Annotated in this window: 16 protein-coding genes; 7 read left to right on the top strand and 9 right to left on the bottom strand. The window is 71.1% G+C overall.

All coding sequences use genetic code 11. The features are described 5' to 3' along the window. Nucleotides 1-149: 149 nt before the first annotated feature. Together argH and Q8A52_RS24190 are read right to left on the bottom strand one after the other, a co-directional pair. Nucleotides 150-1,574, bottom strand: coding sequence for an argininosuccinate lyase (gene argH, locus Q8A52_RS24195; RefSeq protein ID WP_316755087.1), 1,425 nt, complete (start codon nucleotides 1,572-1,574; stop codon nucleotides 150-152). A gap of 82 nt (nucleotides 1,575-1,656) precedes the next feature. Continuing rightward, a complete protein-coding gene (locus tag Q8A52_RS24190) occupies nucleotides 1,657-2,850 on the bottom strand; it encodes an argininosuccinate synthase (RefSeq protein ID WP_316755085.1) in 1,194 nt (397 codons plus the stop codon). A 228-nt stretch (nucleotides 2,851-3,078) separates the two neighbouring features. Here Q8A52_RS24190 and Q8A52_RS24185 point away from each other — a divergent pair, with 228 nt between their 5' ends. Continuing rightward, nucleotides 3,079-3,666 carry a pyridoxamine 5'-phosphate oxidase family protein gene (locus tag Q8A52_RS24185; protein WP_316755082.1) on the top strand — a complete coding sequence of 196 codons (588 nt, stop codon included), beginning with the start codon at nucleotides 3,079-3,081 and terminating at the stop codon, nucleotides 3,664-3,666. A gap of 3 nt (nucleotides 3,667-3,669) precedes the next feature. After that, complete coding sequence (locus tag Q8A52_RS24180) at nucleotides 3,670-4,371, top strand: L,D-transpeptidase family protein (RefSeq protein ID WP_316755080.1); 702 nt, start codon at nucleotides 3,670-3,672, stop codon at nucleotides 4,369-4,371. On the opposite strand, the gene Q8A52_RS24175 is transcribed toward Q8A52_RS24180, so the two are convergent. Both Q8A52_RS24175 and Q8A52_RS24170 read right to left on the bottom strand, forming a co-directional pair. Beyond that, nucleotides 4,358-5,857, bottom strand: coding sequence for a sensor histidine kinase (locus Q8A52_RS24175; RefSeq protein ID WP_316755078.1), 1,500 nt, complete (start codon nucleotides 5,855-5,857; stop codon nucleotides 4,358-4,360). The genes Q8A52_RS24180 and Q8A52_RS24175 overlap by 14 nt on opposite strands. Beyond that, complete coding sequence (locus tag Q8A52_RS24170) at nucleotides 5,854-6,594, bottom strand: response regulator transcription factor (RefSeq protein WP_316755256.1); 741 nt, start codon at nucleotides 6,592-6,594, stop codon at nucleotides 5,854-5,856. The genes Q8A52_RS24175 and Q8A52_RS24170 overlap by 4 nt, the downstream gene beginning before the upstream one ends. 169 nt (nucleotides 6,595-6,763) lie before the next feature. Here Q8A52_RS24170 and Q8A52_RS24165 point away from each other — a divergent pair, with 169 nt between their 5' ends. Genes Q8A52_RS24165 through Q8A52_RS24145 form a run of 5 tightly spaced genes read left to right on the top strand, consistent with a single transcriptional unit; the run spans nucleotide 6,764 to nucleotide 11,696 of the window. Further along, a complete protein-coding gene (locus Q8A52_RS24165) occupies nucleotides 6,764-8,116 on the top strand; it encodes a ferredoxin reductase family protein (RefSeq protein WP_316755077.1) in 1,353 nt (450 codons plus the stop codon). A 7-nt stretch (nucleotides 8,117-8,123) separates the two neighbouring features. Continuing rightward, complete coding sequence (locus Q8A52_RS24160) at nucleotides 8,124-8,606, top strand: FMN-binding protein (RefSeq protein ID WP_316755075.1); 483 nt, start codon at nucleotides 8,124-8,126, stop codon at nucleotides 8,604-8,606. A 59-nt stretch (nucleotides 8,607-8,665) separates the two neighbouring features. Then, complete coding sequence (locus Q8A52_RS24155) at nucleotides 8,666-10,048, top strand: ferredoxin reductase family protein (protein ID WP_316755073.1); 1,383 nt, start codon at nucleotides 8,666-8,668, stop codon at nucleotides 10,046-10,048. A 60-nt stretch (nucleotides 10,049-10,108) separates the two neighbouring features. Next, a complete protein-coding gene (locus Q8A52_RS24150) occupies nucleotides 10,109-10,903 on the top strand; it encodes an FMN-binding protein (RefSeq protein ID WP_316755071.1) in 795 nt (264 codons plus the stop codon). 52 nt (nucleotides 10,904-10,955) lie between these two features. Further along, nucleotides 10,956-11,696: an FAD:protein FMN transferase gene (locus Q8A52_RS24145; RefSeq protein WP_316755069.1), complete on the top strand. Its 741-nt coding sequence runs from the start codon at nucleotides 10,956-10,958 to the stop codon at nucleotides 11,694-11,696. Nucleotides 11,697-11,805: 109 nt separating this feature from the next. On the opposite strand, the gene Q8A52_RS24140 is transcribed toward Q8A52_RS24145, so the two are convergent. The 5 genes from Q8A52_RS24140 to argC are packed head-to-tail and all read right to left on the bottom strand — an operon-like array spanning nucleotide 11,806 to nucleotide 16,633. Continuing rightward, nucleotides 11,806-12,345 carry an arginine repressor gene (locus Q8A52_RS24140; protein WP_316755067.1) on the bottom strand — a complete coding sequence of 180 codons (540 nt, stop codon included), beginning with the start codon at nucleotides 12,343-12,345 and terminating at the stop codon, nucleotides 11,806-11,808. Between the two features lie 7 nt (nucleotides 12,346-12,352). Further along, a complete protein-coding gene (locus Q8A52_RS24135) occupies nucleotides 12,353-13,549 on the bottom strand; it encodes an acetylornithine transaminase (protein WP_316755065.1) in 1,197 nt (398 codons plus the stop codon). Beyond that, complete coding sequence (argB, locus tag Q8A52_RS24130) at nucleotides 13,546-14,460, bottom strand: acetylglutamate kinase (RefSeq protein WP_316755064.1); 915 nt, start codon at nucleotides 14,458-14,460, stop codon at nucleotides 13,546-13,548. The genes Q8A52_RS24135 and argB overlap by 4 nt, the downstream gene beginning before the upstream one ends. Further along, nucleotides 14,457-15,608, bottom strand: coding sequence for a bifunctional glutamate N-acetyltransferase/amino-acid acetyltransferase ArgJ (gene argJ / locus Q8A52_RS24125; RefSeq protein ID WP_316755062.1), 1,152 nt, complete (start codon nucleotides 15,606-15,608; stop codon nucleotides 14,457-14,459). Before argJ ends, argB begins: the two co-directional genes overlap by 4 nt. After that, complete coding sequence (gene argC / locus Q8A52_RS24120; protein WP_316755060.1) at nucleotides 15,605-16,633, bottom strand: N-acetyl-gamma-glutamyl-phosphate reductase; 1,029 nt, start codon at nucleotides 16,631-16,633, stop codon at nucleotides 15,605-15,607. The genes argJ and argC overlap by 4 nt, the downstream gene beginning before the upstream one ends. Nucleotides 16,634-16,894 lie beyond the last annotated feature (261 nt).

Raw genomic sequence — 16,894 nt, 5'->3', positions numbered from 1 at the left:
CGTAACCCGCGATGCCGCTGCGCTCAGCGAGACGGGGGCGCCTGAAAGCTCGGGTGGTGCGGCTCCTGGGCGGGTGCGGAAGCGTCGTAGCGCGTCGCGCAGTTCCCCGCGCCCCCAAAGGGCCTGCGGCCCTTGGGAGCACAGGCCTCTTACTTGGCCGTCGCCCACTCGTGCTGGGCCGCCACGTTCTGCTTCAGCTCGGCCAGCTGGATCGCGACCGCGCTCGGGGCCGTACCACCGCGGCCGTCGCGGGAGGCCAGAGCCCCCGGGACGTTCAGGACGGTCCGCACCTCGGGCGTGAGGTGGGCGGAGATCTTCGCGAACTGCTCGTCCGTGAGCTCGTCCAGTTCCTTGCCTTCGGACTCGGCGACCTTGACGCACTCCCCCGCGACCTCGTGCGCCACCCGGAACGGCACGCCCTGCTTGACCAGCCACTCCGCGATGTCGGTGGCGAGGGAGAAGCCGGCCGGGGCCAGCTCCTCCATGCGCTCGCGGTTGACCGTGAGCGTGGCGATCATGCCGGTGAAGGCCGGGAGCAGCACCTCCAGCTGGTCGCAGGAGTCGAAGACCGGCTCCTTGTCCTCCTGGAGGTCGCGGTTGTAGGCGAGGGGAAGGGCCTTCAGGGTCGCCAGCAGCCCGGTCAGATTGCCGATCAGCCGGCCGGACTTGCCGCGCGCCAGCTCCGCGATGTCCGGGTTCTTCTTCTGCGGCATGATCGACGAGCCCGTGGAGAACGCGTCGTGCAGGGTGACGAAGGAGAACTCCTTCGTGTTCCAGATGATGATCTCCTCGGCGATCCGGGAGAGGTTCACCCCGATCATCGCCGTGATGAAGGCGAACTCGGCGACGAAGTCACGGGAGGCCGTGCCGTCGATGGAGTTGCCGACACTGCCGTGCTCGAAGCCGAGGTCCTTGGCGACCGCCTCCGGGTCGAGACCCAGGGAGGAGCCGGCGAGGGCACCCGACCCGTACGGCGAGACCGCCGTGCGCTCGTCCCACTGGCGCAGCCGCTCGGCGTCCCGGGACAGGGACTGGACGTGCGCGAGGACGTGATGGGCGAAGAGGACCGGCTGGGCGTGCTGGAGGTGGGTGCGGCCGGGCATGGCCACGGCCGGGTGCGCTTCGGCGAGGCCGATCAGGGCGTCCTGGAGGTCGGCGATCAGACCGCCGATCGTACGGGCGTGGTCCCTCAGGTACATCCGGAAGAGGGTCGCCACCTGGTCGTTCCGCGACCGGCCGGCGCGCAGCTTGCCACCGAGGTCGGGGCCGAGGCGCTCCAGGAGTCCGCGCTCCAGGGCGGTGTGGACGTCCTCGTCGGCGATGGTGCCGACGAAGGAGCCGTCGGCCACGTCCGCCTCGAGCCGGTCGAGCCCGGCGAGCATCCGGGTCAGCTCGTCCTCCGTGAGGAGCCCCGCCTTGTGCAGCACCCGCGCGTGGGCACGCGAACCGGCGATGTCGTAGGGCGCGAGCCGCCAGTCGAAGTGGACGGACGCGGACAGCTTCGCCAGGGCCTCGGCGGGACCGTCGGCGAAACGGCCGCCCCAGAGCCGTACGTCACCGCTGTTGCTGCTCACTTGCGTTGCTCCTAGAGAGAGACGGATGTGCCGCCGCCTCCCTGCCGACCGGCGGTCAGGGAGGCGGCAATGACGTTACTGCTTACGCGAGGTCACGCTTCGCCGCGATCTTCGAGGACATGCTGTAGATGTCGATGAAACCCTTGGCCGCGGCCTGGTCGAAGGTGTCGCCCGTGTCGTAGGTGGCGAGGTTGAAGTCGTACAGCGACGACTCGGAGCGCCGGCCGGTGACGACCGCGCGACCGCCGTGCAGGGTCATCCGGATGTCGCCGTTGACGTGCTGGTTGGCCTCGTCGATGAAGCCGTCGAGGGCGCGCTTGAGCGGCGAGAACCACTGGCCGTCGTAGACCAGTTCGCCCCAGCGCTGCTCGACCTGCCGCTTGTAGCGGGCGAGTTCGCGCTCGACGGTGACGTTCTCCAGCTCCTGGTGGGCCGTGATGAGCGCGATCGCGCCCGGGGCCTCGTACACCTCGCGGGACTTGATGCCCACGAGACGGTCCTCGACCATGTCGATCCGGCCGATGCCCTGGGCGCCGGCGCGCTCGTTGAGCTGCTGTACGGCCTGCAGGACGGTGACGGGCTTGCCGTCGACGGCGACCGGGACGCCGTGCTCGAAGGTGATGATCACCTCGTCGGCCTCGCGGGGCTCGGCCGGGTTGGAGGTGTACTCGTAGATGTCCTCGATCGGGGCGTTCCAGATGTCCTCCAGGAAGCCCGTCTCGACCGCGCGTCCGAAGACGTTCTGGTCGATGGAGTACGGGGACTTCTTGGTGGTGGCGATCGGGAGCTGCTTGGCCTCGCAAAAAGCGATCGCCTTGTCGCGGGTCATCGCGTAGTCGCGGACCGGGGCGATGCACTTGAGGTCGGGGGCGAGGGCGACGATGCCGGCCTCGAAGCGGACCTGGTCGTTGCCCTTGCCGGTGCAGCCGTGGGCGACCGTGGTGGCGCCGTGCTTCCTGGCGGCGGCGACGAGGTGCTTGACGATCGCCGGCCGGGACAGGGCGGAGACCAGCGGATAGCGGTCCATGTAGAGGGCGTTGGCCTTGATCGCCGGGAGGCAGTACTCGTCGGCGAACTCGTCCTTGGCGTCCGCGACCTCGGCCTCGACGGCGCCGCAAGCGAGGGCGCGCTTGCGGATGACGTCCAGGTCCTCGCCACCCTGACCGACGTCGACCGCGACCGCGATGACCTCGGCGCCCGTCTCCTCGGCGATCCAGCCGATGGCGACGGAGGTGTCCAGACCGCCCGAGTAGGCGAGTACGACGCGCTCGGTCACTGGTTTCTCCTCACAGCGCATTACTGATATGCATGAGTATGCAGCCCTCTGCATGATTCGTCAATCCGCGAGCTCTCGGAGAGACCGGCCAAGCCGGCCGGCCTCGACTCCCTGGCCGCCCCCGCACTCCCGCCGGCCTGGGCGGCCACGGTGGACCGGTCGACCGTCGAAATCGCCGTGCGGCAAATCCTTAGACAGCCGAAAGGACTCTCCCGATAATCGTTGGACATGGGAAAGACCTATGAGCGCATCGACGGCAGGCTCCGCACGTTCATCGAGGAACAGCCCCTCTTCTTCACCGCGACCGCGCCCTTGTCCGGCGACGGCACGGTCAACCTCTCCCCCAAGGGCCTCAAGGGCTCCTTCGTGGTGCTCGACGAGCGCACCGTGGCGTATCTGGACTTCGCCGGATCCAACGCGGAGACCATCGCGCATCTGCGGGAGAACGGCCGGATCACGCTGATGTGGTGCGCCTTCCAGGGCCCGCCGAACATCGTGCGGGTGCACGGGCGGGGCGAGGCCGTCTTCCGTGACGACGCCCGGTTCCGGGAGTTGCTCGCCCGCTTCCCCGGCATCGACCCCACCCCGCACGGCCTGCGCGCGATCATCGTCGTACACGCGGAACTGGTCCGGGACACCTGCGGATACGCGGTGCCCTTCATGACGTACGACACGGACCGCGATCTGCACGCAAAGCGCTTCGCCCGCGAGGACGACGCATCGCTGAGCGACTACTTCCAGAAGAAGGAACACGTGGCCACTAGCCTGGATGGCCTACCAGGGCTGCCGCTGCCGCTCCCGCCGTCTACCGTCTGAGCCATGCGCCCCGGTGTCGTGGTCACCCTAGCCTCCCTGTCCCTCCTCACGCTCGGCACCGCTCCGGCCGGTGCGTCTCCCCCGCTGCCCGCCCTCATGGCGGACACCGGGGGCGGCACCCAGCTGATCACCGCTCAGGCGGCGAGCACCGCCTCGACGTCGGGCACGGTCACCTGGTGGGGCCTGCGGGACGGGCAGTGGGTGCAGGCCGGTTCGGCGCCGGCCCGCTTCGGCGCGAAGGGCCTCGCCGAGGGGGCGTCGCGCAAGCAGGGCACGTACACGACACCGACGGGGCTGTACGACCTGCCGTTCGCCTTCGGCATCAAGGCGGCCCCGAGCGGTACGTCCGTCACCTACCGGCCGGTGCACCAGGACTCGTGGTGGTGCCAGGACAACGCGTCGCGCTCGTACAACCGCTGGACCGAACCCCTCCCGTCCGACTGCCGCGCCTCCGAGTCCGAGCATCTGGTCACGTACGCCGGTCAGTACGCCCACGCCCTCGTCATCGGCTTCAACTACGCGCATCCAGTGCGCGGACGGGGAGCCGGGATCTTCCTGCACATCAACGGCAGCGGGGCCACGGCGGGTTGTGTGTCGGTGCCGGCGGACGCGATGCAGCGGATCCTGAAGTGGGCCGACCCGAAGGCGCGTCCGCACATCGCGATCGGAACGGCGGCCGGGACGACGGCGATCACCCGGTACTGAGCGTCACCGGCAACCGCACCGTGAAGGTCGTCGCTCCGGGGCGGCTCTCCAGGCCCACGCTCCCCCCGTGTGCCTCCACCACCGCCGCCACGATCGACAGGCCAAGCCCGGCTCCGCCGCCCGAGGCGTCCGTGCGGCGGCGGTGCTCGGCTCGGGTGAAGCGTTCGAAGACGCCCGGCCGGACGTCCTCGGGGACGCCGGGACCGTCGTCGTGGACCTTCAGGGCCGCCGTCCTGCCGTCCGTGTCGCCCTCCGTCTCCAGGGACACCGTCACCTTCGTGCCCACAGGTGTGTGCAGACGCGCGTTGGCCAACAGGTTGGCCAACACCTGCTGGAGACGATGGGCGTCGCCGGTCACCGTCACCGGCTCCTCCGGCAGCTCCAGCGTCCAGCGGTGGTCGGGACCGGCCGCACTGGCGTCCGTGACGGCGTCCAGGACCAGGTGGGTGAGGTCGACCGGACGGCGCTCCAGCGGGCGCCCCGCGTCCAGGCGGGCGAGAAGCAGCAGGTCGTCGACCATCTCACCCATACGGGAGGACTCGGCGGCGATCCGCTGCAGGGCCCGGGTGACCTCCGGCGGGACGGGCCCGGGGTGGAGCAGGGCGAGCTCCGCATGGCCGCGGACCGAGGCGACCGGGGTGCGCAGCTCATGGCTGGCGTCTGCGGCGAAGCTGCGCAGCCGCTCCTCACTGGCATGCCGCTTGGTCAGGGCGTCCTCGACATGGCCCAGCATGCGGTTGAAGGCGGCGGCGACCCGGCCCACCTCGCCGCGCGGGTCGGCCTCGGGGGCCCGGGGCGGCAACGCCACCTCGCCACTGGCCAGCGGGAGTTCGCTGACCCGGGTGGCGGTCGCCGCGACCCGGCTGAGCGGACGCAGCGACCATCGGACCCACAGTGCTCCGGTGACGCCCGCGACGGCCAGGGCCAGGCCGAAGACGATCGCGGCGACCAGTTCCAGCCGGTGCACGGTGGCCTCCACCGGCTCCAGCGGCAGGCCGACGATCAGCACGTCGCGGTCGAGGCCCCGGGACGCCACGACCCGGTAGTCGTCCAGGGAGGAGAGGTGGACGCTGTGGGCCCTGCCGTCGACCGGTACCGCCGCCAGCCTCCTCTGGTCCGCGTCGGTCAGGTCGACGTTCAGGTCCACGGCCAGGTTCCCGGAACGGACCAGCCCCTTGTTGGTGACCGTGCCTTTCACCACACGGGCGCCGAAGGTGCCCGTGGCCTGTCTGCGGGTGTCGCCGTGCTCGTCCCCGTCGTGATCGTCCGGCAGCCGGCCGTTGTGCTCCAGGCTCGCCGGGAACCGGGTGCCGACCTGGGCGAGCTGTTCGTCGAGGCGCTGCGTGAGGAAGCCGCTGAGCCCGACCACCGCGGCCACCCCGACGGCCGCGCAGCTCACCGCAAGGAGCACCACCAGGCCCACGGTGAGCCGGGCCCGCAGGGTGCGCGGCCGGGGCAGGCTCCGTAGCCACCGCAGGAATCTCACCTGGTCACCGGCTTCAGCACGTACCCGGCCCCGCGCACGGTGTGGATCATGGGCTCGCGGCCCGCGTCCACCTTCTTGCGCAGATACGAGATGTAGAGCTCGACGACATGGGCGCGGCCGCCGAAGTCGTACGACCACACCCGGTCGAGGATCTGCGCCTTGCTGAGCACCCGGCGCGGATTGCGCATCAGCAAGCGCAGCAGCTCGAACTCGGTCGGGGACAGTTCGATCAGCTCGCCGGCCCGGGTCACCTCACGGGCCTCCTCGTCCATGACCAGGTCGCCGACGGACAACGGCGGGCCCTCCTCCTGCTGCCGGGCCATGCCGGCCCGTCGCAGCAGTCCGCGCAGCCGGGCGACGACCTCCTCCAGGCTGAACGGCTTGGTGACATAGTCGTCGCCGCCCGCGGTGATCCCCGCGATCCGGTCCTCGACCGCGTCCCGGGCGGTGAGGAAGAGCACACAGACGTCCGGCTTCACCTGGTGCAGCGAGCGCAGCACGGCGAAGCCGTCGGTGTCGGGGAGCATCACGTCGAGGACCACCGCGTCGGGCAGCAGCTCGCGTGCCGCGGTCACCGCGCCCGCGCCGTCGCCGGCCGCCCGCACCTCCCAGCCCTCGTAGCGCAGGGCGCCGGTGAGCACCTCGGCGAGGTCCGGGTCGTCGTCGACGACGAGGACCCGCAGCGGGGTGCCGTCGGGCCGGGTGAGGGCGGGCCGGCCGGAGCGGGTCGTGTTCATCGTGTTCATCGCGCCTACCAGCATCGCTCCTCCCGGCGGCCGCCGAGTGGCCCCGCGGCTCTGAGTTTCCTGTGAGGGGCCCGTAGAGGCACCTGCTCAGAGCTCCCTCAGAGGTTTGCGCAGCTCAGTGGCACGGCGGACGGGAACACCCGGGAGAAAGGGCCCACACATGACCACCCTGTACGAGCGGCGGGCGGCGCCGGCCGTGGCGCCTGTTCCCCGCAGCTCCCCCGCGGTCCCGTTGCTCGCCCTGCTGTGGGCCGGGGCGGCGGCCGTGGTGGCGCTGTGGTGGATGGACACCGGCTCGGTCGTCGGTACGGCGGGCCGGCTGACCGGCGCCGGGCGGATCGCCGGGCTGCTGTGCGGGTACTCCTGCGCGGTGCTCGTCGGGCTCATGGCGCGGGTGCCGCTCCTGGAGCGTCGGATCGGCTCGGACCGGGTGGCGCGCTGGCACGCGATGGCGGGCCGCTACACGGTCTGCCTGCTGGTCGCGCACATCGTGCTGATCCCCGCCGGGTACGCCGCCCAGGACGGCGCGTCCCTCGTCCACGAGACGGTCACGGTGATCCTCGACTATCCGCAGATGCTCAAGGCCACCGCGGGCACGGTGATCCTCTTCGCCGTCGGCGTCACCTCGGTGCGGGCAGTGCGCCGCCGGACCGGCTACGAGTTCTGGTACTACGTCCACCTGCTCACCTATGCCGCCGTCTTCCTCGCCTTCGGACACCAGTTGGCGCTGGGCGACGACTTCAACGGGAAGCCCGTGGCCACGGCGGCCTGGTACGCCCTGTACCTGGGCGTCGCGGCCCTGGTGGTGTGGTTCCGGGTCCTCGTGCCGGTGCGGCTCAATCTGCGCCACCGGCTGCGGGTGGAGTCCGTGCACCGGGAGGCGCCGGGCGTGTACTCGGTCGTCGTGCGCGGGCGGCGGGCGGCGGAGCTGGGGGCGCGGCCGGGGCAGTTCTTCCGCTGGCGGTTCCTCGGGCAGGGCATGGGCTGGACGTCGACGCCGTACTCCCTGTCGGCGCCGCCCCGCGCCGATCTGCTGCGCATCACGGTCAAGGCGCTCGGCGACCACAGCGCGGCCGTGTCCCTGCTGCGGCCGGGCACCCGGGTGTGGGCGGAGGGGCCGTACGGCTCCCTGACCGCAGACCGGCAAACCGCGCACAAGTCCCTCCTGATCGCGGGAGGCGTCGGGATCACCCCGCTGCGTGCGCTGTTCGAGACGCTGCCCGGCGAGGTGACACTGCTCTACCGGGCCCGCACGGCCGAGGACCTGGCCCTGGGCGGGGAGCTGGAGGCCATCGCGCGCCGGCGCGGGGCGAAGGTGCTGTACGCCCTCAACGGCGCGCACGGGGAGCGTCCGAGACTCACCGCCGACGCCCTGCGCGCGACCTTCCCCGGCCTGTCCGAGTACGACGTGTACCTCTGCGGTCCGCACGGCTTCGCCCAGGACCTGTACCGGGCGCTGCGCGCCGCCGGTGTGCCGGACCGCCGTATCCACCACGAGTCGTTCGAGCTGTGAGGCCCCCGTGCACGCGTTGAAGAAGAGCCGCCCCCTGCGCCGCATCGTGCTGGCGAGCGCCGCCACCGTCTCCGGGATGGTGCTGCTCCTGTCGCTGAAGCCGCACACGAGCCCGGCCTTGGCGGTGGGCACGCGGTCGCGCGTGCCGTCCAGCAGTGCGAGCGCGTCGGCCGGCGGGTCCTCCGGCGGCTCCGGCAACGAGTCGGCCACCGGCACGAAGACCCTCACCGGCGACTCGGTCCAGACCCGATGGGGCCCGGTCCAGGTGCGGGTCACGGTGAAGAACGGCAAGCTCACCGACGTGACCGCCGTGACGTACCCGCAGGAGAATCCGCGCGACCAGGAGATCAACGGCTACGCCATCCCCCAGCTGCGGCGCGAGGCACTGGCCGCGCAGAGCGCCGACATCGACACCGTCTCCGGAGCGACGTACACGAGCGACGGTTACCGCCAGTCGCTCCAGTCCGCCTTGGACTCGGCCGGAGTCTGAACACACCGGAGTCGAGGCACGTACAAGTGGGCCAAGGGTCAAGTCCCCACGGAGGAACCGTGACCACCACGCTCGCAGGCGGACGTGCCGCCCGCCGCCAGACGATGCGCCGCATCCGCCCGCGCCGCTCCCCGGCCGTCCCGCTGCTGATCGCCGTGTGGGCGGGCGCAGTGGCCGTGCTGTGGCTGTGGTGGCACAACACGCCGTCCATCGCCGACAACAACGGCAAGATCCTGAACGCGGGCCGGATCACCGGTCTGCTCGCCGGCTACCTCATGGCGCTGGTCGTGCTCCAGATGGCCCGGGTGCCCGCCCTGGAGCGGCGTGTCGGCTCCGACCGGGTGGCCCGCTGGCACGCCATGAGCGGCCGCTACACGCTCTGCCTGGTCTTCGCGCACATCTTCCTGACCATGTGGGGCTATGCGCTCCAGGCGGGCAAGTCGCTCGGCGACATCGTCCAGCAGACCATCGACTCCATCACCCAGCTGCCGGACATGGGCAAGGCCGCGATCGGCACGGGTCTGTTCGTGGTCATCGGACTGACCTCGATCGGCGTGGTCCGCCGCAGACTGCCGTACGACGCCTGGTACCACGTGCACCTGTTCACCTACGCGGCGGTGTTCCTGACGTTCTGGCACCAGATCACCACCGGCAACGACTTCGCCCTGGAACCCACCGCGAAGACCTTCTGGTACGGGCTGTACGGCTCGGTCACCGCGCTGGTGCTCTGGTACCGCATCCTCACCCCGATCCGGCTGAACCTGCGTCACCGTCTGCGCGTCGAGGCGGTCATCGAGGAGACGCCGGGCATCGTGTCGGTGCTCATCGGTGGCCGCAAGCTGCACCGGATGGGCGCGGAGGCCGGGCAGTTCTTCCGGTGGCGGTTCCTGGCGCCGGGCATGCGGTTCAGCTCGCACCCGTACTCGCTGTCGGCGGCGCCGCGTCCGGACATGCTGCGGATCACCGTGAAGGCGATCGGCGACCACAGCGCCCGGCTGCGCGAGCTGCGCCCCGGCACCAAGGTGTGGGCCGAGGGCCCGTACGGCGCCATGACGGCCTCCCGCCGCAGCCGCGGCAAGGTGCTGCTGGTCGCGGGCGGCGTCGGCATCACACCGATGCGTGCCCTGTTCGAGACGCTGCCCGGCGCGGCCGGCGACCTGACCCTGCTCTACCGGGCCAACACCACCCAGGACCTGGCCCTGTGGGACGAGCTGGCGGTCATCGCCAATGAGCGCGGTGCCCGGCTGATGTACGCCGTGAACAGCCCGGAGGGCGAGCGGCCGGACATCTCCGCGGAGAGCCTCCAGCGGAAGATCCCGGACATCGACCGGCACGACGTCTTCATGTGCGGCCCGCCCGGGTTCGCGCAGCAGGTGTACGAAGCACTGCGCGGCGCGGGGGTCCCCGCCCGCCGCATCCATCACGAGTCGTTCGAGATGTGAGCGACGGGAAACCACGGAACCTCCACGGGAACTCGACGGGAAATCAGGAGCTCAGAAGAGATGCGGAAGAGCCACCCCATTCGGCGCGTCGTGCTGGCCACCGCGGCCACCGTCTCCGGTGTCGTACTGCTGCTGTCGCTGAAGCCGTCGACGGACCCCGCCTCGGCCTCGGCGGCGGGTGCGGCGCCGCAGCAGACGGCGGCCGGGCAGGAGTCGCCACAGGGCGGGGCACAGACCGCCGGTACGGGCACGGTGACCGGTGATGCGGCCCAGACCCAGTACGGGGTCGTCCAGGTACGGCTGACCGTCGCCAACGGCAAGATCACCAAGGCCGAGGCGGTACAGGCCCCCAAGGGCGGGACGAGCGACCAGAAGACCGCACTGGCCGTGCCCAAGCTCAATCAGGAGGCCGTGGCCGCGCAGAACGCGCAGATCGACTCGGTGTCCGGGGCTACGTACACGAGCACCGGGTACAAGAAGTCGCTGCAGTCGGCACTGGACAGGATGAAGGCGGCCGGCGGCTCGAACGGTTCGTCGGGCTCGGCGGGCTCGTCCTCCGGGTCGGGCGGCGCCGCGCAGGCCACCAAGACGGTGACCGGGCAGGTCGCGCAGACCCAGTACGGGCCGGTCCAGGTCCGTATCACCGTCAGCAACGGCAAGATCACCAAGGCCGAGGCGGTACAGGCGCCCAAGGGCGGGCTCAGCGACCAGAAGACCGCACAGGCGGTGCCGAAGCTGAACCAGGAGGCGGTGGCGGCCGGGAACGCGACGATCGACTCGGTGTCCGGCGCCACCTACACGAGCACCGGCTACAAGCAGTCGCTGCAGTCCGCGTTGGACCAGGCCGGTGGCTGAGGCCGTGGCGGAGTCAGAAGCTCCCGCCGCGGTGCGTCGGGCGGAGGAGGTCATGGGGACCGTCTTCTCCTTCGACGTCCGCGGCGGGGAACCACATGCCGTACAGGCGGCCCTCGACGAGGCGGTCGCCGGGCTGCACCGGGTCGACGAGGTGTTCAGCACCTATCGCGAGGACAGTCAGGTGTCCCGGCTGGCCCGCGGCGAGCTGACCGTGGCCGAGTGCGATCCCGAGGTCGCGGAGGTGGTGGAGCTGGGCGCCGAGGCGGAGCGGCTGAGCGACGGCTGGTTCAGCATGCGCTACCGGGGCCGGTTCGATCCGACCGGGATCGTCAAGGGCTGGGCGGCGGAGCGCTGCGCACGGCTGATCGCGGCAACGGCCGGGGTGAGCGGCGTGAGCGTGAACGGCGGCGGGGACGTCCAGATGTTCGGCGCGCCCGACCCGCAGCGGCCGTGGCGGGTGGGGGTGTCGGATCCGCTGCGGCCCGGTGGGCTGGCGGCGGTGATCTCGTCCGCAGGCGTGTCCGAGCTGGCGGTCGCCACGTCCGGCACGGCGGAACGCGGCGCGCACATCGTGGATCCGCGGACGGGGAAGTCGGCGGTCACGGACCTGGTCGCGGTCACCGTCGTGGGTCCGCGGCTGACCTGGGCGGACTGCTGGGCCACGGCCGCGTTCGCGATGGGTTCACGGGAGGGCCTGGCGTGGCTGGAGTCACTCCCGGACGTGGAAGCCCTCCTGATCACAGCGGGCGACGAGGTGCGCTGTACGGGGGGCTTGGCGACGCGGCTGGGGTGACTGGCTGGAAGCGCAAGGGCAGCCAACCCAGGGGCGCGGGGAACTGCGCGACCAGCCCCCACGCCCCGCAGTCGGACACCACCGACACCGCCCCACTGAGCGGCCGCGATCAGTGGCCGTTCTGAGCCAACCGCAGCAGATGTTCGGCCAGCGCCTGCCCCCCGGACGGATCCCGGCTGATCAGCAGCAACGTGTCGTCGCCGGCGATCGTCCCCAGGATGTCGTGCAGCTCGGCCTGGTCGATGGCCGAGGCCAGAAACTGCGCGGCACCCGGAGGGGTCCGCAGGACCACGAGATTGGCGGAGGCCTCCGCGGAGATCAGCAGCTCTTGGGAGAGCCGCCGCATCCGCTCCTCCTTCGCCGACTCCCCCAGCGGTGCGCGGGGCGTGCGGAAGCCGCCCTCGCTCGGGACCGCGTAGATCAGGTCGCCGTCGGTGTTGCGGATCTTCACCGCGTTCAGCTCGTCCAGATCCCGGGAGAGCGTCGCCTGGGTGACGGTCAGCCCGTCGTCGGCCAGGAGCTTCGCCAACTGGCTCTGGGAGCGCACCGGTTGCCGGTTGAGGATGTCCACGATCCGGCGGTGGCGTGCGGTGCGGGTCTGCGGCACGGCAGGCCCCGCGGTCTGCTCGTGGTCCTGCGCCTGGCTCATCGTCGTCTCATTCCCCGGCTCGTCCGTCCCCGTTCGCTGCTTCGAGGATGCCGGGCAGCGCCCGGAGAAGGGCGTCCGCCTCGTCGTCGCCGAGGTTCAGCGGTGGCATCATCCGTACGACGTCGGGGGCGGGCGCGTTCACCAGGAATCCGGCCTCCTGAGCCGCCTGCTGCACCTGCGGCGCGAGTGGCTCGGTGAGCACGATACCCAGCAGGAGGCCCGCGCCCCGGACATGGTCGATCAACGGGTTGCCGAGTGACTCGATTCCGTCCCGCAACTTCTCGCCCTGCCGCTTGACGTTCTCGAGCAGTTCCTCGTTCGCGATGGTGTCGAGGACGGCGAGTCCGGCGGCGCATGCGACCGGGTTGCCGCCGAAGGTCGTGCCGTGGTGACCCGGCCGAAGCAGCTCCGCGGCCCGGCCGAAGGCGACGGTGGCGCCGAGCGGCAGCCCGCCGCCCAGGCCCTTGGCCAGGGTCACGACGTCCGGCAGGACGCCCTCGTGCGCCTGGTACTCGAACCAGTTGCCGGTCCGCCCGATGCCGGTCTGCACCTCGTCGAGGACGAGGAGGGACCCGGTGGCCGCCGTGATGGCGCGGGCCGCCTTGAGATAGCCGGCCGGGGGCACCACGACCCCGTTCTCGCCCTGGATGGGCTCGATGACCACGAGGGCGGTCTCCTCCGTCACCGCGGCCGCCAGGGCCTGGGCGTCGCCGTAGGGGACATGCGTGACGTCGCCGGGCAACGGCAGGAACGGCTCCTGCTTGCCGGGCTGGCCGGTGAGCGCGAGGGCGCCCATCGTGCGGCCGTGGAAGCCGCCCTCGGTGGCGACCATGTGGGTGCGCCCGGTCAGCCGGCCGATCTTGAAGGCACCTTCGTTGGCCTCGGCGCCGGAGTTGCAGAAGAAGACCTTGCCGTCGCGGTCGAAGCGCTCCAGGAGACGTTCCGCGAGGGCGACGGGCGGTTCGGCGATGAAGAGGTTGGACACATGGCCGAGGGAGGCGATCTGCCTGCTGACGGCCTCGACGACGGCCGGGTGGGCGTGGCCGAGCGCGTTGACCGCGATGCCGCCGACGAAGTCGAGGTACTCCTTGCCGTCGGCGTCCCACAGCTTCGCGCCCGCGCCGCGCACGAGAGGCAGCCGGGGAGTGCCGTAGTTGTTCATGAGCGCGCCCTGCCACCGCGCGGTCAGTTCCTGGTTGCTCATGATTCCCCCTGCTCGTCCGGCTTCTCGTCGGGCACGACCATCGTGCCGATGCCCTCGTCCGTGAAGATCTCCAGCAGGATCGAGTGCTGGACCCGGCCGTCGATGACGCGGGCGGTGTTGACGCCGTTGCGCACGGCGTGCAGACAGCCCTCCATCTTCGGCACCATGCCGGAGGACAGCTCCGGCAAAAGCTTCTCCAGCTGGGAGGCGGTCAGGCGGCTGATCACCTCGTCGGAGTTCGGCCAGTCCTCGTAGAGGCCCTCGACGTCGGTGAGGACCATGAGGGTCTCGGCGCCCAGTGCAGCAGCGAGTGCCGCAGCCGCCGTATCAGCATTGACGTTGTAGACATGTCCGTCGTCCTGACTGCGGGCGATGGAGGAGACGACCGGGATGCGGCCGTCGGCGAGCAGGGCCTCGATCGCGCCCGTGTCGATCTCGGTGATCTCGCCCACCCTCCCGATGTCGACCAGCTCCCCCGCGATCTCGGGCTGGTGCTTGGTGGCGGTGATGGTGTGCGCGTCCTCGCCGGTGAGCCCGACGGCCAGCGGGCCGTGCTGGTTGAGCAGCCCGACCAGCTCGCGCTGCACCTGCCCGGCCAGCACCATCCGTACGACGTCCATGGCGTCCTCGGTGGTGACCCTGAGGCCCGCCTTGAACTCGCTGACGATGCCGTGCCGGTCGAGGGCGGCGCTGATCTGCGGGCCGCCGCCGTGCACGACGACCGGCTTGAGGCCCGCGTGGTGCAGGAACACCACGTCCTGCGCGAACGCGGCCTTCAGCTCCTCGTCGATCATGGCGTTGCCGCCGAACTTGATCACGACGGTCTTGCCGTTGTGCCGGACCAGCCAGGGCAGCGCCTCGATGAGGGTCTGTGCCTTGGGCAGCGCGGTGTGCTTTCGCGTGGTGCTCATGACGAGTAGGCGCTGTTCTCGTGGACGTAGTCGGCGGTCAGGTCGTTGGTCCAGATGGTGGCGGTCTCGCTGCCGGCGGCGAGGTCGGCGACGATGTGCACCTCGCGGTAGCGCATGTCGACCAGCTCGCGGTCCTCGCCGACGCCGCCGTTCTTGCACACCCACACGCCGTTGATGGCGACGTTGAGCTGGTCCGGCTCGAAGGCGGCCTTCGTGGTGCCGATGGCGGACAGGACGCGGCCCCAGTTGGGGTCCTCGCCGTGGATGGCGCACTTGAGGAGGTTGTTGCGGGCGATCGAGCGGCCCACCTCGACGGCGTCGTCCTCGGTCGCGGCGTTGATCACCTCCACCTTGATGTCCTTGCTGGCGCCCTCGGCGTCCCGGATGAGCTGCTGGCCGAGGTCGTCGCACACGGCCCGTACGGCCTTTGCGAACTCCTCGTACCCGGGGGTGACCCCGGCCGAGCCCGAGGCGAGCAGCAGCACGGTGTCGTTGGTGGACATGCAGCCGTCGGAGTCGACACGGTCGAAGGTGACCTTGGTGGCGGCCCGCAGCGCCTGGTCCAGGACCTCACTGTCGAGGTCGGCGTCGGTGGTGAGGACGACCAGCATGGTGGCGAGGCCCGGCGCGAGCATGCCCGCACCCTTGGCCATGCCGCCGACGGTCCAGCCGTCCCTGGTCACGACCGCGGTCTTGTGGACGGTGTCGGTGGTCTTGATGGCGATGGCGGCCTTCTCGCCGCCGTGCTCGCTCAGGGCCGCCGCGGCCGTCTCGACGCCCGAGAGCAGCTTGTCCATCGGGAGCAGGACGCCGATGAGGCCGGTGGAGCAGACGGCGATCTCGATCGCCCCGCGCCCCAGGGCCTCGGCGGCCTTCTCGGCGGTCGCGTGGGTGTCCTGGAAGCCCTTCGGTCCGGTGCAGGCGTTGGCGCCACCGGAGTTGAGGACGACGGCGGAGACCTGGCCGCTCTTCAGCACCTGCTCGGACCACAGCACCGGCGCGGCCTTCACACGGTTGGAGGTGAAGACACCGGCGGCGGCACGGCGGGGCCCGTTGTTGACCACGAGGGCCAGGTCCGGGTTGCCGTTCTCCTTGATCCCGGCGGCGATGCCCGCCGCCGTGAATCCCTTGGCTGCCGTGACGCTCACGGTGCGACTCCGATCGTGGAAAGCCCGGTGGTCTCGTCGAGTCCGAGGGCGATGTTCAGGCTCTGGACGGCACCGCCCGCGGTGCCCTTGGTCAGGTTGTCGATGGCGCTGATCGCGATGATGCGGCCCGCGGCCTCGTCGTGTGCGACCTGCACCTGAACGGCGTTGGAACCGTGGACGGACGCCGTGGCGGGCCACTGGCCCTCGGGCAGGAGGTGGACGAAGGGCTCGTCCGCGAAGGCCTTCTCGTAGGCGGCGCGGACCGACTCGGCGGTGACGCCGGCCCGGGCCTTCGCGCTGCACGTGGCGAGGATGCCCCGGGACATGGGCGCGAGGGTGGGTGTGAAGGAGACGGAGACCCTCTGCCCGGCGGCCGCGCTCAGGTTCTGGATCATCTCGGGGGTGTGCCGGTGCCCTCCCCCGACGCCGTACGGCGACATCGAACCCATGACCTCACTTCCCAGCAGGTGCGGCTTGGGCGCCTTGCCGGCGCCGGAGGTGCCGGAGGCGGCGACCACCACGGCCTCGGGCTCGGCGAGCCCTGCCGCATAGGCCGGGAAGAGGGCGAGGGAGACGGCGGTGGGGTAGCAACCGGGCACCGCGATGCGCTTGGACCCCTCCAGCGCAGCGCGGCCGCCCGGAAGTTCGGGGAGGCCGTAGGGCCAGGTCCCGGCGTGCGGGGAGCCGTAGAACTTCTCCCAGTCGGCGGCATCCTCCAGTCGGAAGTCGGCGCCCATGTCGACGACGATCACATCCGGGCCGAGCTGCTCGGCGACGGCGGCGGACTGCCCGTGCGGCAGGGCGAGGAACACGACGTCGTGCCCGGCGAGGGCTTCGGGGGTGGTCTCCGCCAGCACGCGGTCGGCCAGCGGCAGGAGGTGCGGCTGCAGGGCACCGAGGCGCTGACCCGCGTTGGAGTTGCCGGTCAGGGCCCCGATCTCGACCTCGGGGTGCGCGAGGAGCAGCCGCAGGACCTCTCCGCCCGCGTACCCGCTCGCTCCGGCCACCGCCGCTCGTACCGTCATGTCACCCTCCTCTGGATGGCATGACTATACGTTTCGCTGCACGTTTATGCAATCCTGAGATCAGCCCCGAGATCACGAAGGCCGCCGGAACAAGGAGCCCGCCACCCCCTCGCGGGAGGTTGCGGTCGGCACCGCAGGGGCGTTTTCTGGAAGTGTCCGGCGGTGAAGCGAGAGCGCCCCCGGGGCCACGGCACAGACCGATGGCCCGCGCCTGCTTGAGTGCCCCCCGGTAGCGGCCCGCCGTCGCCGCCGTCATCACAG

The organism is Streptomyces herbicida (genome assembly GCF_032656585.1).
Lineage (GTDB): Bacteria > Actinomycetota > Actinomycetes > Streptomycetales > Streptomycetaceae > Streptomyces > Streptomyces herbicida.
The sequence above is the reverse complement of the archived record's forward strand: the minus strand, read 5'-3'. Positions and strand labels throughout refer to the sequence as shown.